At 56.1% G+C, this 16504-nt stretch carries 15 protein-coding genes; 3 read left to right on the top strand and 12 right to left on the bottom strand.

All coding sequences use genetic code 11. The features are described from left to right. Positions 1-68: 68 nt before the first annotated feature. From AC4EYZ_RS16495 to AC4EYZ_RS16440, 12 genes are all read right to left on the bottom strand, one after another. Entirely contained in the window at positions 69-1475 is a 1407-nt protein-coding gene (locus tag AC4EYZ_RS16495) for a sugar porter family MFS transporter (RefSeq protein WP_009287519.1), read from the bottom strand. 68 nt (positions 1476-1543) lie between these two features. Then, positions 1544-2599 carry an ABC transporter ATP-binding protein gene (locus AC4EYZ_RS16490; RefSeq protein WP_138799401.1) on the bottom strand — a complete coding sequence of 352 codons (1056 nt, stop codon included), beginning with the start codon at positions 2597-2599 and terminating at the stop codon, positions 1544-1546. Between the two features lie 4 nt (positions 2600-2603). Then, a complete protein-coding gene (locus AC4EYZ_RS16485; protein ID WP_474191171.1) occupies positions 2604-4220 on the bottom strand; it encodes a glycoside hydrolase family 43 protein in 1617 nt (538 codons plus the stop codon). Positions 4221-4233: 13 nt separating this feature from the next. After that, positions 4234-5061, bottom strand: a complete 828-nt coding sequence (locus AC4EYZ_RS16480; RefSeq protein WP_474191172.1) for a carbohydrate ABC transporter permease — start codon at positions 5059-5061, stop codon at positions 4234-4236. Next, positions 5058-5990: a carbohydrate ABC transporter permease gene (locus AC4EYZ_RS16475; RefSeq protein WP_022521947.1), complete on the bottom strand. Its 933-nt coding sequence runs from the start codon at positions 5988-5990 to the stop codon at positions 5058-5060. Before AC4EYZ_RS16475 ends, AC4EYZ_RS16480 begins: the two co-directional genes overlap by 4 nt. A 66-nt stretch (positions 5991-6056) precedes the next feature. Beyond that, a complete protein-coding gene (locus tag AC4EYZ_RS16470; protein ID WP_474191173.1) occupies positions 6057-7346 on the bottom strand; it encodes an ABC transporter substrate-binding protein in 1290 nt (429 codons plus the stop codon). A 45-nt stretch (positions 7347-7391) separates the two neighbouring features. After that, the gene (locus AC4EYZ_RS16465) at positions 7392-8162 is read right to left on the bottom strand and encodes an SDR family NAD(P)-dependent oxidoreductase (protein WP_474191175.1); all 771 of its coding nucleotides are present in this window, start codon (positions 8160-8162) and stop codon (positions 7392-7394) included. A gap of 43 nt (positions 8163-8205) precedes the next feature. After that, positions 8206-9369 carry a Gfo/Idh/MocA family protein gene (locus AC4EYZ_RS16460; protein WP_027956951.1) on the bottom strand — a complete coding sequence of 388 codons (1164 nt, stop codon included), beginning with the start codon at positions 9367-9369 and terminating at the stop codon, positions 8206-8208. 22 nt (positions 9370-9391) lie between these two features. After that, positions 9392-10447, bottom strand: a complete 1056-nt coding sequence (locus AC4EYZ_RS16455; RefSeq protein ID WP_027956952.1) for a sugar phosphate isomerase/epimerase family protein — start codon at positions 10445-10447, stop codon at positions 9392-9394. A 100-nt stretch (positions 10448-10547) separates the two neighbouring features. Beyond that, positions 10548-11513, bottom strand: coding sequence for an ABC transporter substrate-binding protein (locus tag AC4EYZ_RS16450; RefSeq protein ID WP_041159273.1), 966 nt, complete (start codon positions 11511-11513; stop codon positions 10548-10550). Between the two features lie 114 nt (positions 11514-11627). Continuing rightward, a complete protein-coding gene (locus tag AC4EYZ_RS16445; protein WP_223828102.1) occupies positions 11628-12653 on the bottom strand; it encodes an ABC transporter permease in 1026 nt (341 codons plus the stop codon). After that, entirely contained in the window at positions 12646-14157 is a 1512-nt protein-coding gene (locus AC4EYZ_RS16440) for a sugar ABC transporter ATP-binding protein (RefSeq protein WP_474192741.1), read from the bottom strand. The genes AC4EYZ_RS16445 and AC4EYZ_RS16440 overlap by 8 nt, the downstream gene beginning before the upstream one ends. A 212-nt stretch (positions 14158-14369) precedes the next feature. Here AC4EYZ_RS16440 and AC4EYZ_RS16435 point away from each other — a divergent pair, with 212 nt between their 5' ends. From AC4EYZ_RS16435 to AC4EYZ_RS16425, 3 genes are read left to right on the top strand one after another with little or no spacing between them, the layout of a single operon-like run. Further along, on the top strand, positions 14370-15608 hold the full coding sequence (locus tag AC4EYZ_RS16435; RefSeq protein ID WP_138799396.1) for an ROK family transcriptional regulator: 1239 nt from the start codon (positions 14370-14372) through the stop codon (positions 15606-15608). A gap of 42 nt (positions 15609-15650) precedes the next feature. Next, entirely contained in the window at positions 15651-15827 is a 177-nt protein-coding gene (locus tag AC4EYZ_RS16430) for a hypothetical protein (protein WP_022521938.1), read from the top strand. After that, complete coding sequence (locus tag AC4EYZ_RS16425; RefSeq protein ID WP_022521937.1) at positions 15827-16459, top strand: hypothetical protein; 633 nt, start codon at positions 15827-15829, stop codon at positions 16457-16459. Before AC4EYZ_RS16430 ends, AC4EYZ_RS16425 begins: the two co-directional genes overlap by 1 nt. The last annotated feature ends 45 nt before the right edge of the window (positions 16460-16504 follow it).

Below are 16504 nucleotides of genomic sequence, written 5' to 3'. Positions count from 1 at the left end.
TATACTGTTTAAAATAGACACATGATCCCCGGTTAATCATGCAATCGGGGCAACAAAGTGAAAGTGACTTACTCGTAAGCCATTTCTTCGAGCTCTTTCCCGCGCGTCTCTTTGACGAAGTAGATAACAAAGAAGACAGAGGCAACGGCACTGATCGCATAAAACCCGTAGGCCCCAAACAAGCCAATAGATGCCAGCATGATAGGGAAGGTCATGGTGATACCGAAGTTGGCTAGCCATTGGAAAAGACCGGCAATCGCCAGCCCCGAGCCGCGCATTTGATTGGGGAACATTTCACCCAGCATGACCCACATCACCGGCCCCCACGAGGCGTTAAAAAACAGCACATAAAGGTTGGCGCACAGCAGCGCAAATACGCCCATATCACTCGATAACTGTAGGCTGCCATCCACCATCGTCGCTGTAGAAAACGCATAGGAGAGGCACGCCAGTGTCCCCGCCATGCCAACCGAACCACCCCAAAGCAGCGGCTTGCGACCAATTTTGTCGATCAGCGCAATGGCGAGCAGGCAGGCACCAATACTCACGGCGCCAGAGATCACATTGATGAGTAGCGCATCACCTTCGGAGAAACCCACTGACTGCCATAGCACTGCGCCATAGTAGAAAACGACGTTAATGCCCACCAACTGCTGGAAAACCGCCAAGCCAATACCCACCCAGACGATGCCATGTATCTTGCCCGTGGAACGGTTGATCACATCTTTCAACCGTGGCTTGTGATCTTGATCCAGAGTGGTATTAATTTCATCAATTTTGCTGCTGACATCACGCTCAGGCATTACTAACCCAAGCACACGGCGGGCTTCGCCCTGCTTACCGGTGCTGATCAGGTAGCGCGGGCTTTCAGGAATAAACAGCAATGCCACCAGGAAAACGGCAGCCGGTATCAGTTCAATCCAGAACATCCAACGCCAGGTCGCGAAGCCAAACCATAGTTCTGACATGGCCGAGCCCGCTACATAGGCCAAGACATAATTACTCAAAAATGCCATAAAAAGGCCAGAAATAATCGCCACCTGTTGAATAGTAGCTAAGCGTCCTCGGTAGGCCGATGGTGCTACCTCACTGATATAAGCCGGGGTCATGACACTGGCGGCGCCTACGGCAAGCCCACCGAGAATGCGATATATCACAAACTCCATAGAACTACCGGCAACGCCGGAGCCCCAGGCACTAATCAGGAAGAACACAGCGGCCACGATCAACAACGTACGGCGGCCAAAGCGATCCGCCAGGCGACCCGCAAAGAAAGCACCGATCGCGCAGCCCAGCAGCATCGACGCCACATTGAAACCAGTGCCTGCGCTATCGGAGTTAAAAGAGGCCTGTAGGCCATCCACCGTGCCGTTGATCACGCCACTGTCGAAACCAAACAGGAAACCGCCGATGGCGGCAATACAACAGATCACCAAGATATACGATGAGCGGCTTAGCGTTCTTTGTGTTGTCATTGTCTAGCTCCTTGGATTTGTTATTGAGCGTTGTTTTGCGTATTGGTAGTTGGAAAAATTGAAAATCGTCAGTGATATAGGGTGCTTTCGTGACGGGTTGAAGGTTGCTGCAACGCGCCATCAGGCAACCGCTTTCCATCGGCATCAAACGCGTGGAGCTGGGCCTGCTGGGGAGTGATAAAAAGCGTATCGCCATGGCTAAGATCGACATCGCCAGAGAGACGGACGGTGAGCGGGCCGGTCTGCTCGCTATCTATATAGGCGAAAGCGTCAGCACCCAGCTTCTCGATGAATCGCACACGTCCCTTCCACTCGCCCTTCTCGCGGCTCACCTCTAGATGCTCGGGCCGTATGCCTAGCGTGGTGGCACCGTAAGCCGCCGCTAGGTCACCTTCGATCAAATTCATTTTCGGCGAGCCAATAAAACCCGCCACAAACAGCGTTTCGGGGCGTTGATAAAGCGCCATGGGCTTGCCCATTTGCTCAATCTTCCCGGCGTTCATCACCACAATGCAGTCGGCCAGGGTCATCGCCTCGACCTGATCGTGGGTGACATACACCATGGTGGTTTCGAGCCGTTGATGCAGTTCGGCCAACTCGACCCGCATGCGGTTGCGTAACGAAGCGTCCAGATTAGAGAGCGGCTCGTCGAACAGAAATACGCCGGGGCTGCGCACAATGGCGCGCCCTATCGCCACCCGCTGGCGCTGCCCACCGGATAACTCCGCGGGTTTACGCTCGAGCAGATCCTCAAGATTGAGCAAGCGCGCGGCCTCGGCCACTTTGGCTTCTCGCTCTTTGCTGGGCACTTTTGCCAGCCGCATGCCGAAGTCGATATTGCGAGCGACCGTCATGTGCGGGTAAAGCGCGTAGGACTGGAAAACCATGGCAATGTCCCGGTCACTTGGCTCGGCGGTGGTAACGTCTTCCCCGCCGATAGTGATCGTGCCCTGAGTCACGGTCTCCAGGCCCGCAATCATTCGCAGCAAGGTGGATTTTCCGCAGCCCGAAGGCCCAACCAGCACGGTGAAAGAGCCATCTTCGATATGCAGATTTAAATCAGGGATTACCGTGGTTTTGCCATGAAACGTCTTTTCGATGTCGCGTAGTGTTACTTCAGCCATGAGCTTATCTCGTCTCTGAAAGAGGGGCGCGGCGATAGCAAAACGCCTGGAAATCGGCGTGGGTGCCGCGTCCACTAATGTCGTGGGCGGCCATGCCTAGAAAATTGCCGGTGAAATAACCGTGGGCACGACCGCTGCCTTCGTCGGAAAGCAGGCCAGCATCTAAGGCAGGCCCAATCGATTGCCAGGGCTGATCTCCCTGGGCATAGCGAAAGCGCAGCTCCTGGGCATGGATATCCAGCCCAAGTCGAATCGTGGCATCAGGCTCAATGCGGATGCCTTCCTCGGCGATACTCAAGTTGCCGTTTGGCCAATCATCCAGGCAACTGATAATGCTGAGCACCTTGTCGCCTGCACCGTTCAAGGTCACCGCTAAATAATGGAACTTGAAGCGGTTGTAGTAGGCGATAAGCCCGGCAAACTGCTGAATATCCTCGGGTTCAAAGGTGAGTGTCGTTTCGGCACTGCAGTGGATGCTGTCCTGACGGCGCGCCACTAGCGCCTGCTCAAACCAGGAACCTACCGATTCACGGCCAAAAAGGCGTAAGTAGCCGGGCCGTTCGGTGAGCGAAAACAGCCGTTCCGGATAGGGGGTACGCAGCCACTGAAACGCATCGGGCAGCGTTGCTGATTTGAAATCGTAGTGCTCTGCATGAGCAGGCAGCTTCTGCGTCACCCCACTCATCGCCACCTCTAACGCTGGTACATTGCCCTCATCAGCGAGCCGTAGCCAGCCATCTTCGCCCCACTCCACGCGCTGAATAGCGGTCTCGCGCCCCATCGGCGATAGCCGGGTGCCTGTCAGAGGTCTACTGCATAAATGCACCAGATAAGTGTCACCTTCAGGGGAGTCGACCAAGTCTGCATGGCCAGCCCGCTGTAGCGGGTTTTCAGGATCATGTCGACTCGTCAGAAGTGGATTGTTGGGATGTACCTCGTAAGGGCCTGTCAGCGTTTTGGAACGCGCCATGGTCACCGCATGCTGGTAACCCGTGCCGCCCTCGGCCACCAAGAGGTGGTACCAGCCATCGCGCCAGTAGAGATGCGAACCTTCTGTAAGCTTCATTTCGGTACCGGCGAAAATATTGTTGATATCGCCCTCCAAGCGTCGTTGCTCAGGATCGTACTGTTGCAGCACAATGCCGCCGAAGCGATCCCACCCTTCCCGCTGGCGATAATCCCACTGCAGGTTAATCAGCCACTTGCGGCCATCGCTGTCATGAAATAGCGAAGGGTCAAAGCCGCTCGAATTGAGATGGACCGGATCGCTCCAGGGGCCCTCTATATGCGGGGCAGTGACCAGGTAGTTATGGCCATCCTTAAAGTTACCCTCGTAACGCTTCATATCGGTGTAGACCAGCCAAAATAGGCCGTCGGCGTAACTCAAACAGGGCGCCCAGATCCCGCAGGAGTCTGGATTGCCGCGCATATCCAGCTGGCTGGCCCGGCTCAACGGCCGTGTGACCAGCTTCCAGTTAGCCAGGTCGCGGGAGTGGTGGATCTGAACGCCTGGGTACCACTCAAAGGTCGATGTGGCCAAGTAGTAGTCGTCGCCTACCCGACAAATAGAGGGGTCAGGATTGAACCCGGCCAGAATCGGGTTATGAATAACATCGTTCATTATGGATCCTCCTTTATCCCTTAACCGAGCCGCCGGTCAGGCCAGCCACGATGTACTTCTGGGCGGCGAGAAAGAAAATAACTGCCGGTATGATGGTCAAGGTCACGAAGGCTAGAATCATATTCCACTGGGTAAGGTACTCGCCCTGGAACTGCATCATGCCCAGTGGCCAGGTGTAGATAGAGCGGTCGTTGAGCACCACTAACGGCAGTAGGAAGTTGTTCCAGCTCTGCACAAACACAAACACGCCCACAGTGGCCAGAATGGGGGTCGAGAGCGGCAGCGTGAACGACCAGAAAAAGCGTAAATAGCTACACCCATCGACGTAGGCCGCTTCAAACAGCTCTTTAGGCAGTTGGTCAAAGAAGGCCTTAAAGAGCAGGATGGCTAACGACAAGCCAAACGCCGTCTGGGGCAGGATCACCGCCCAATAGGTATCCAGCAGGCCCAAATCCCGCACCTTGATAAACAGCGGCAGAATGGCCGCCGCAAAGGGAAACATCAGGCCGAGCAGCAGATAGGAGAGGATCATCTTGGCGCCGAAGAAGCGGATCTGCGAAAACACATAAGCCGCTGCGGCCCCCACCACCAGGGTTAAAAACACCGTCATTAACGAGATGAAGAAAGAGTTACCCAAATAGCGCCAGAAATTGCCGTCCATCAGGATGCCGATGTAATTGCCGGCATCCCAACTATCGGGCAGCCACAGCGGATTGGTGCGCAGCTCAGAATTGCCCTTAAAGCCACCGAAGAACGCCGCTAACAGGGGCCCGATCACCACGCTCGCTACCACGATCAGAATGATCACGCGCAGGGTGTTACGGGTAGTGATACTTTTCATGCCTTACTCCCCTTGCCGGTGGTGCGTTGGTAGAAGAAGGCGATTCCGATAGCGAGCACAAACAGCACAACCGCAGCGGCGCTACCAAAGCCAATATTGAGCCGTGAGAGACCGAAGCTGTACAGGTAGGTAACGATGGTATGAGTCGAGTTAGAGGGGCCGCCGTTGGTCATCGGGATAATAATGTCGAAAATCTGTAGCGAACCGATAATGGCAAAGAAACCACTCACCACGATGGCATGCTTAATCAGCGGGATTTGTACAAAAAGCGCCACTTGGCGGGGTTTAGCCCCTTCAAGCTTGGCGGCTTCAACCAGATCCTTGGGCACGCCCTGCAGGGCGGCAATGTAGATCATCATATGGAAACCAAAGTACTTCCAAACGATCACGGTCATAATCGCCGGAAACGCCCACTGGTGGTCGGCCAGTACATATACCGACTCCTGGCCCATGGCATGCAACAGCGAACTGGTAATGCCGTAGTCGCCGTCAAAAACAAAGCTCCAGATGAGCCCCGCGGCCACTTCCGCCAAGATGTAGGGCAGGAAAAACACCAGCCTAAACAGAGTATTGGTGGGCGTTTTACGGTACACCAACAGTGCTAACCCCAGTGCCAGGGGCATCTGAATCAGTAGTGATACCAGTATCAGTTTGGCGGTATTCCACAGCGCGGTATGAAACACCGAGTGATCGAGCAGGCGCTGATAGTTTTGCGCGCCGACAAAGTCACTGGGCGCACCGTAACCATTCCAGGAAAAGCCGCTGTAATAGACGGCATCCGCTAGCGGCAGAATGACGAACAGCGAAAAAAGGATTAACGCTGGTGGAAGCAGGATCAATAGCGCGGTGAATTTACCGCTCACCAAACCTTTCTTCACCCGGTCAGCATTCCCTCTCCGCGGCACGGCGGTTCGGTCAAGCGTGGTCATGGCAAACTCCGAGCCAGAGCGTGGACGAGCACGGGTGGTATCGCGCGTGCTCTTTTAGCGGGCGGATCATCTGAACTGCCAGGCTTCTTCGACCCGGGCGGCGGCCTCTTCGGGCGTCACGACGCCTTGCGCCAAATCTCCGCTGATATCATTAATCGTCGCACCGACAGACGTACCCAGCGCTTGATCCAGAAACACCTGATGAAACTCGGATTCATCAAGAATTTCTGCAACGCGGCGAGCATAGGGCGTTTCAAGGGCTTCCGCTGAGCCCTCGGCAACCGGTACAAAGATGCCTGTCGCGGCGGCTTTACGCTGGTTGTCGGCATTGAGCAAAAAACGCAGGAAATCGACCGCTTCATCGGGCGCATCACGGGTGACAGCAAAACCGTTCATCCCGCCAAAACTCTGTGTGTTGCCCTCACCACCTTCGACCTCTGGAAAAGGGACAAACAGCAAGTCGTCATCCGGGACACCCTCTCCGCTGACTGAGCGCTGCTTGGAAGGCAGATAATCCCAGTCGCCCATCACGTGGAAGGCGGCCTCGCCATCGCCAAACATGCCGCTGGCGCGCTCGTAGGAAGTGGCCATAAAGCCGGGCTGAAAAGGGTCAAGCTCAACCAGCGACTGCAGCATCTCGCCAGCGCGTACAAAGGGCTCGCCTTCAAAGCCGCCGTTTTCACCATTTTTCGCCGCTTCGATGCCCTCGCCACCGGCCAGGCGGGTGACTAAAGAGCCCCAATAGAAATGCAGCGGCCAGCCATCCTGGCCACCAACCACCAGCGGCGTTATGCCCTCTTCCCGCAGCGCCACCACGGCGTTTTCAAAATCCTCCCAGGTCTTGATCGCGTCGACATCGACCCCTGCCTGTTCCGTCAGCGCGGTGTTTGCCCAGATACCCACCACCGTGGCGTAGAGCGGCGCGCCATAGACACGATCATCCAGGGTAAAGGCGCCTACCGCAGATTCTGGGTAGATATCCTGCCAGCCATCGCGCATCGGCTCGCTCAGGTCGCGGACAAACCCCGCATCCACCTGATCGCGCAGCCCTTCACCGCCCCAGGTGTAATAGATATCCGGGCGCTGGCTGGACTGCAGCATGGTGGGCAGGCGCGTTTTGTACGCCTCGTTGGCAAGGTATTCGAACTCGACATTAACGTCGGGGTGCTCCGCCTCATAGGCGGCAACCACTTCCTCGTAGTAGCGTTTTTCAGCGCTACTGCTTTCAATCCTTAGCACCGTCACCGTGGTATCGGCGGCTGCGGTTACTGACCCCAAAGCAGCAACAGCGGCAACAACCAGCGCTAAGTGACGAGGGCGTGAACAGGGCACGTTGTATTTGTTAGATACGTGCATGAAATTCTCCTAATGTTATTTTAAAGCTTGCTGTTGAATCATCCATCAAGCCCAGCCCGCGTCTACCGCCAACTCCTGCCCGGTGATCGCCTGGCTTTCAGAACTGGCTAAAAACAGCACTACGGGGGCAATATGCTCGGCTTCAAGGCGCATTTTTAGGCACTGACGTTGTTGAATAGCGGCTTCGTCTTCAGGGCTAATCCACTTTTCTAGCTGGCGTTCGGTTATCACCGAACCGGGCACCAGGGTATTAACGCGGATGTTATGCTCACCCAACTCCCGGGCCAGGCTGCGGGTCAGGCCGTGGGCCGCCGCTTTGGCAGTGACATAAGCGGGTAACCCACCCAGCGCCATCTGCACGCTGACCGAGCCAAAATTGATAATCGATCCCCCACCCGCCTCGATCATCTGTTCAGCCGCCGCCTGGGCGGCAAAAAACATCGGCCGCAGGTTGAGCGACATACGCTCGTCCCAATAGGCCACATCCACTTCTCGCCAGTCGTGGCGGTCGTCGCTGGCGGCGTTATTGACCAGGGTATGAATAGGCCCGATCTCCCGGCCGGTCTCGGCGATAACCTGCTGTAGGCTGGCCACATCGCGAATGTCGCAGTGGTGGTAGTGCGGTGCCTCGCCGGTCTCGGCGCGGAGCTCTTCGACCAGCGCTTCGCTGGCCTCATCGTTAATATCGACGAACACCACCCGCGCGCCCTGAAGGTGAAAGGCTCGGGTAAGCGAGGCGCCAATGCCGCTGCCGCCGCCGGTAATAAAGACCACACGCTGTTCAAGGCTTGTATAGCGCGCTGAGTGCTGATTCATATTGTTTCCCACCTTTCTCTTTTAGGCGTGCTTTAACCGCGTTTTAAATATCCACCCACTGCCCACCGGCAGCGGACGAGGCCAGCGCGCGGGTAATAAACGTAAGACCATCGACACCGTCGGCGACTCCCGGGGTTTGCAACGCCAGCGCCTCAGCGCGCTCACCCCGTTGATGGGCGTGAATTTGCACAGCGAAATCGCGATAGAGCTGGGCAAAGGCTTCGAGATAGCCTTCCGGATGCCCCGGTGGAATGCGTGCAGCCGCCATGGCAGCTTCGCCCAGGCCAGGGCCGTTGCGGGTCAATATCCGTGGCGGCTCTCCCAGTGGCGAATGCACTAGCTGATTGGGCGTTTCCTGGCGCCAGGCAAGGCCACCCTTGCTGCCATAAACGCGGAGCTGCAGACCGTTTTCGTTGCCCGGCGCGACTTGGCTAGACCACAGCATGCCCCGCGCGCCGCCCTTGAAGCGCAGCAGCATATGTACGTTGTCATCCAACGCTCGCCCTTCGACAAAGGTGTGCATATCGGCGGCGAGTGACTCCAGTTGCAGGCCGGTCACATAGCGCGCCAGGTGGTAGGCGTGAGTGCCGATATCACCCAAACAACCTGCCGGGCCGCTGCGTTTGGGATCGGTGCGCCACTCAGCTTGCTTGACGCCGCTCTCTTCCAGGCGGGTGGAGAGCCAATCTTGCGGGTACTCCACCTGGACGACGCGAAGGTCACCCAGCTCACCGTTGGCGACCATTTCACGCGCCTGGCGTACCAGCGAGTAGCCGGAGTAGTTATGGGTTAAACCGAAGAACAGCCCCGTCCGTTCCACCAGCTCGGCGAGGGTTTGCGCCTCGTCCAGGGTGATCGTCATCGGCTTGTCGCAGATGACGTGAAAACCCGCTTCTAAAAAGGTGCGCGCTACGTCGAAGTGAACATGGTTGGGGGTCACAATGGCGACCACATCGATGCCATCCGGCCGCTGCTGCTCCGCTTCGGCCATGGTCTGGTAGTCGGGGTAAGCGCGTTCGGCGTCAACGTGCAGCTCCGCGGCGGCGGCCCGGCTGCGATCAGGGTCAGAGGCAAAGGCCCCGGCAACCAGTTCGAAATGGTCATCCAACCGCGCGGCGATGCGGTGCACCCCGCCGATAAAGGCTCCTTGGCCACCGCCGACCATGCCCAGGCGCAGCCGACGCGGCGTGTCGTGTTGATTGCTCATGTCGTATTGCCCTCCCCTTTGGTTAATTAAGACCCAAAATGCGGCGATTGGCGGCCTCGTCGGAGCCGCCGTCAGCGAAGTCATCAAACGCCCGCTCGGTGACCTCAATAATGTGGTCGCGAATAAAGGCTGCGCCTTCACGGGCGCCGACTTCCGGATGCTTCAAGCAGCACTCCCACTCCAGCACCGCCCAGCCGTGATAGTCGTTGGCCGCCATCCAGGAAAAGATCGACTTGAAGTCGATTTGGCCATCGCCCAGGGAGCGAAAGCGCCCCGCGCGCTCTGTCCATGACTGATAGCCGGAATAAACGCCCTGCTTGGGGCTGGGGTTAAACTCGGCGTCCTTAACGTGAAACATCTGAATATGGTCGCGATACACGTCCAGAAAGCCGCGATAGTCGAGCTGCTGCAGGATCAGGTGGCTGGGATCGTAAAGGATGTGGCAGCGGGGGTGGTTACCGACCCGCTCAAGGAACATCTCAAAGGTGATGCCGTCGTGCAGGTCTTCGCCGGGATGAATCTCGTAGCAGAGGTTCACGCCCGCTTCATCAAATGCATCCAGAATCGGCCGCCAGCGATTCGCCAACTCGTCGAACGCCGTCTCGACCAAACCCGCCGGACGCTGGGGCCAGGGATAGATGAACGGCCACGCCAGCGACCCGGAAAAGGTGCCGTGGTCGGTGAGGCCGAGATTTTGCGATGCCTTGGCGGCCAGCTTTAGTTGATCAACCGCCCAGGCCTGGCGCGCCTTGGGATTTCCGCGCACTTCGGGCACCGCGAAGCCGTCGAACATCTCGTCATAAACGGGATGCACGGCGACCAACTGGCCCTGAAGATGGGTGGAGAGTTCGGTGAGCGCCAAGCCGTGTTCGGCCAGTGTGCCTTTGATCTCATCGCAGTAGGTGCGGCTCTCGGCAGCACGTTTGAGATCGATCATGCGTGCATCCCAGCTGGGAATCTGCACGCCCTGATACCCAAGCCCCGCCGCCCAAGCAGCAATGCTGTCGAGGCTATTAAAGGGGGCTTCATCACCGGCGAACTGGGCGAGAAAGAGCGCTGGCCCTTTGATTGTTTTCATAGGACTCTCTCAATATCGTTTGGATTAAGTGCTTGGGTAGGCGCGGGAAGGAGTGGTGCTTTTACCCGCGCCTATTAATCACTACGCAATCAATACGCGGTCAGAACGGCGAATCGGGGAAGTAGTACTGCTCGGCATTCTCCTGGGTAATCAGCGGCGAGCCTAGAATGTACTCACCCAACACCGGGCCATTGGAGACAAAGTGCTGTACGGTCAGGTCCATGGCGGTGGCGATCATGGCAGGTGGATACAACACGTCCACTGGCACCAGCTCATCACCATCCATCACCCGTTTAATAATGTCCTTCATGCCCGCCCCGCCGACGATAAACAGCTCGTTTTCACGATCCGCTTGGCGCACTGCTTCAATTACCCCTAGCGCGATATCGTCATCCTGGGCCCAGACGGCGTCGATATTGTCGAAGCGCGATAGGTAGTCCTGCATCACTTCAAAGCCATCATCACGGTTCCAGTTGGCATGCTGCATATCGAGGATGTTGACCTCGGAGCCTTCGATCGCTTCCTGGAAGCCCTGCACCCGCTCATCGTCGATCACCGTGGGAATACCGCGCAGCACCACAATGTCGCCCTGATCATCAAGGCGTTCGCGGATGTACTCACCGGAAACGCGGCCTAGTTCATGGTTATTCCCCGCTACATAGAGATCCTGGATCCCCTCTTCCGTCAGGCCTCGATCTACCACGGTGACGAACACCCCGGACTCTTTAACCCGGCGCACCGGATCGGTCAGTGGCCCAGACTCAAACGGCAGCACCACCAGCGCGTCGATGTTGCGCAGCGACACCAAGTCTTCTAGATCATTGGCCTGCTCGCCGGCCGTGCCTGCTGTGGAGATGGTGATCTCAATGTCAGGATAGAGCGCCTCAAGGCGTTTTTTGGCCTCTTCGGCATGGTAGTTAACGCCCCCCGTCCAACCATGGGTGGCGGCGGGAATGGAGACACCGATGGTGTACTCCTGGGCAACCGCGGCGCCGGAGAGCCCTATTGCTGAAGTGAGTGCTGCAGTAGTGACGCAGGCCTTCACTGCTGTCTTGATGGTTCGCATAGTGATGCTCCTTTCGTGTTTGTAATTGTTTTGCTGTTTTTACTTGCTGTGTTGCGAGCTGCTAAGGGTTGATGTTGCGAACGTTTTCCTGGTTTTTACATTCGTTTCAGTGCCTTAAGGCGCTGCTTTTCTCCACGAGGCACGCTGCAGGTAGACCGCCACAATGATGATGATCCCCTGCACCGTCCCGTTGAGATAGTTGGAAATGGCATCGGTCAAGTTGAGAATATTGCCAATCATGGTGAGCATGATGGCGCCCACCACCGTGCCCCAGATACGCCCATGCCCGCCCTTGAGCATGGTGCCGCCGATGATCACCGCGGCAATCGCCTCCAGCTCCCAGAGTACCCCGGTGGCACCCGATGCAGAGCCCAGCCGGGGCACATAGATAATTGTCGCCAAGGCCACGCAAACACCCTGCAGCATGTAGGTCATGGTTTTGATGCGATCGACGTGAATAGCGCTGTATTCGGCCACTTTTTCATTGGAGCCGATGGCAAAGCAGTAGCGCCCGAAGCGGGTGTAGTTGAGCAGAATGTAGCCAACAATGGCGACAAATAGAAACACCCAGACCGGAATGGTGATGCCCAGGAAGCTGCCGTAATACATCGGCCGATAGATATCACGCACTGCCCAGTCCAGGGTAAGGGTGCCGCCATCGGCGAGGTACGTGACCAGTGAGCGGTAAATCCCCATAGTGCCGAGGGTGACAATAAACGCCTCAATTTTGCCTTTGGTAGTCACCATGCCGTTGATAAAGCCAGCGCACAGCCCCAGCAGCAGCGAGGCACCCACGCCGAACAGCACGGTGGTCAGCCCGGCGCCAAACTGCTCGACGAGGCTGTTCATCAAAATAATCATCACCCCGGCAATAAAGGCCGCCATTGCCCCTACCGAAAGATCCAACCCGCCGGCGGTAATCACGAAGGTGGCGCCGATGGCAATAATGCCGATAAAGGCACTGCGGGTGAGCATGTTCGAGAGATTATCCAGCCCCAAAAAAGCCGGATTAATCAGCACGCCCAGTAGCGCCAGAACCACCAGTGCTACAAAGGGCCCCCAGGTTTTCAGGTCTATGGCGAAGCCTTTTTGCTTGATCATTTGGTTAGCTGCTTTATTAGTCGTTTTGTTATTAGCCATGACGCTGCTCATCGACCTCTACTCCCTTAATGCCGGATGCGTACTGCATGATTTCGTGTTCGTTTATTTGCTCGCCTTCAAGCACCCCGGTGAGTACCCCGGCGCACATTACCGCCACCCGGTGGGAAAGGCCGATCAGCTCGCCCATTTCTGAAGAGATCAATATCACCGAGCAGCCCGCCTCGGTTAATTCATGGATAAAGTGATAGATCTGGTGCTTGGTACCCACATCGATGCCCCGGGTCGGTTCATTGATAATCACGACTTCAGGGTCAATGGACATCACCTTGGCGAGCAGCAGCTTTTGCTGATTACCGCCGGAGAGTTCGGCAGCGGTGCGCGCTGCCGTCCGCAGGCGGATATCAAAGCGCTGGATGGCCTGTTGAAAGGCCTGCTCTTCACGCCGGCGGTCAATAAGCGGATGGCAGTGAGCGCGTAAATTGAGCAACGTAACGTTGGAGCGCAGATCCATATTGAGCACCAAGCCTTTGCCCTTGCGATCCTCGGTGAGATAAGCAATTCGTTGGTGCACCGCATCGCGCAGGTGTCGCAATACCACCGGTTGACCATTGCGTAGCACCTGACCGGCGCTTTTACTGCGCAGACCCAGCACGGCTTCAATCAGCGCGGTTCGGCCAGCGCCCACGATGCCACCAAACCCCAACACTTCCCCCTGGCGCAGGGTAAAGCTGGCCTGTTTAACGGCCCCGGGCACCACCATATCCCGCGCTTCCAGCACCACCGGCGCATCGGAGGGGAGATGCGTACGCGGTGGGTACATTTCAGTGATCTCACGCCCCACCATCAGCCGTGCCAACTCCTCCTTGCTGCGTCCAGTCATGGAGCCGCTATCGACCAAATGGCCGTCGCGCAATACCGTCACGCGGTCGGCAATCTGCTCAATTTCACGCAGTTTGTGGGAGATATATAGAATCGCCACGCCACGCTGGCGCAAACGGTCGATGAGTGCGAACAGCACCGATACTTCGTTTTCCGTCAGCGTGGCAGTGGGCTCGTCCATAATCAGCACGCGCACATCCCGGGTGATCGCCTTGGCAATTTCCACCATCTGCTGATCAGAGGTGCTGAGGTCTTTTACTCGAGCGCGTGGATCAACGTCGGTTTCGAGTTCCAACAGTGCCGTCCGGCTGCGTTCCCGCATGGCTCGTCGATCCAGAAACACTCCACGGCGCAGTTCGCGGCCCAAGAAGATGTTCTCCTCTACGCTGAGCTGTTCCGCCAGTGCCAACTCCTGGTGAATCATCACCACGCCGTCGGCCTCTGCCTCACCGCTGGAGCGATAGTGCCGTTGGCTGCCGTCCACCAGGACCTCACCGGAGGTGGGGCGAAGGTAACCGGCCAGGATTTTTACCAGGGTCGATTTACCGGCGCCGTTCTCACCCAGCAAGGCGTGCACTTCGCCCGCCTGCAGGTCGAGATCAACGTCGAATAACACTTGGTTTTCGCCAAACGAGCGGCAGAGTTTGCGCGCTGATAACAGCATGAGGCCACCTGATGAAGTCTGTTGTTATTGTGTTGGGGGCTTATCAACATCGATTGATTTAGGTTGATGCTTGATTTACTTTAGGTGCTAAAATAAATATTTGCATATGCAACTTAGGTCGTATTTTGACAATTGCGCTCACACCCCACGATGAGAGCGCTCAGCAATGTGCAGCACTGCTTTTTTTCAACACGAACTATAACGGCGACCCTATGGCCCTTCCGTCGACTGATACTAGCCGCCTCGACAACACCCTGGCGGTGATACGCACTCTGCGTGACCAAGGATCGGTGGCACGCATCGACCTAGGCGCACTCAATGGCATTAGCTCTGCCACCGTCACCTCGATCAGCGCCGAACTACTCCAGCAGGGGTTGATCACGGAACGGCCACCCGAAACACCCCGCCCCACCGGGCGTGGCCGACCAAAAACCTTGATTGAACTCGACCCTAATGCCGCCTGCGTGGTGTGTATCAAGCTATCGATCAATGAGATCCAGTTGGTGGTGGGCGATTTTTCGGGTCAGGTACGCCATAGCGAACACCACGCAGTGCCCACCCTGACGCTGAGCGCCGACGACCTGGAAGCGCTGCTGGAAGAGAAGATCAGCACTGTTTGCGCGCAACAGCTAAAGGGATTTCAACGCTTGGCGGGGATCTGTTTGGCAGTGCAGGGGGTAGTCTCGTCGCAAAGCGGTACGATTATCTGGTCCCCCGCTTTAAGCTTTCGTAACGCACCGATATCGACGCGATTAGCGGAGCGTTTTCACTGCAGCGTACTGCTGGAAAACGATGCCAACTGCATCGCCAGCGTTCTAGCGGCACAGCCCGCCTATGCAGACTGCCCCAACTTGGTGGTCATTATGCTGGGCTACGGTATCGGTATGTCGGTATTGATTAACGGCGTGCCCTTTCTAGGTGCCAATGGCTCAGCGGCGGAGTTTGGGCACAGCAAATACCAACCCGATGGCGCCCTGTGCGCCTGCGGGCGACGGGGCTGCATTGAAGCTTACACTAGCGATTATGCGCTCTATCGCGCCGCCGCGGATCATTTAGCGCTTCCCTCCGGCGACAGCGCACACCCCTCAGAGCAGCAGATGCAGGCGCTGACACAGTTAGCATTAAAAGGCGACCCGACAGCCCAGCGTATTTACGCCGAGGCTGGGCGGGCGCTGGGGTTCGGCATTGCCAATGTGCTGGCGCTCTTTAACCCCGATCTCGTGCTGATTACCGGCTCCGGCGTGCGCGGCTTTGACGCCATGCAAGCCGCCATGCACACCGCCATTGACGATGCCCTAGTGGCCGAACTGATGGGCACCACCCGCATCGAACACTGCGCCTGGGATCGCGACATGACCTGCATGGGAGGCATCACCATGGCGCTAAATGCCACCGATGGCGAGACGCTGTTAGATAGCCAGGCTAAGTCTGGATCAGCTACTTGCCTGTAGCCAAAAGGTCGATTAGCATGAAAATGTACAAGGGAGTATTTTATGTCTATTCATCAATTGACACAAAAAGTTAAGGCAGCTGGGCAGAACCGCACTCATGAGCAAAGAATGAAATTGCTTAAAGATGCGCACATCCTTGATTCACAAGGACGTCTTGATAAGCGTTTTTTCAGTCCATCTAAGTCTAAAGGCAACCATACGGCACACGTTAAGACCTAATGTATTCATCAAAACCGACAATTGTCTATGGTTTTCATGGGTTAGATAAAGATATTGCCATCAGTATCCTGAACCAAAAATCTGAATTCAAACACAGTAATAATAAGTATGATTGGCTGGGCAATGGCGTTTACTTTTGGGAAAATAATCTTGAAAGAGCGCATCAGTATGCCCTTCAAGATAGCCAGCGGGCTGCTTCTAATGTTAAAGATCCCTTTGTACTGGGCGCAGTAATTGAGCTCGGCAACTGTCTGGATTTGCTTGACCAAAAATATAATGATTTTCTTAAAGAAGCTTATCAGCAGCTAAAAGACGATTTAGAGGCAGAAGGTACACCACTGCCTGAGAATAGATCGTTTGGAAAAACAGATTTTGATTTTAAAGCCCGTGAGCTTGACTGTGCTGTAATCCGTTATGCATGTGCATTAGCCAAGGAACAGGGTGAACCCTTTGACTCTGTTAGAGCCGCGTTTATCGAAGGCGATCCACTATACGATGGAGCCAAGTTTTTTTCTGAAAACCATATTCAACTTGCCATCATTAATCCAGATTGTATAAAAGGAATATTTCTTCCAAGACAATCTACTCAAGAGATTGAGCTCGCTGAAGGAAAACTAAGCACTAACGTTTAAACCCGTGGATACAGCCTAAACTCTATTCACGCCACTAATATCCAG

It is taken from the genome of Vreelandella sp. 162(4c) (assembly GCF_058152265.1).
Note: the sequence above shows the minus strand (reverse complement) of the source record. Positions and strands in the feature narration are given on the sequence as shown.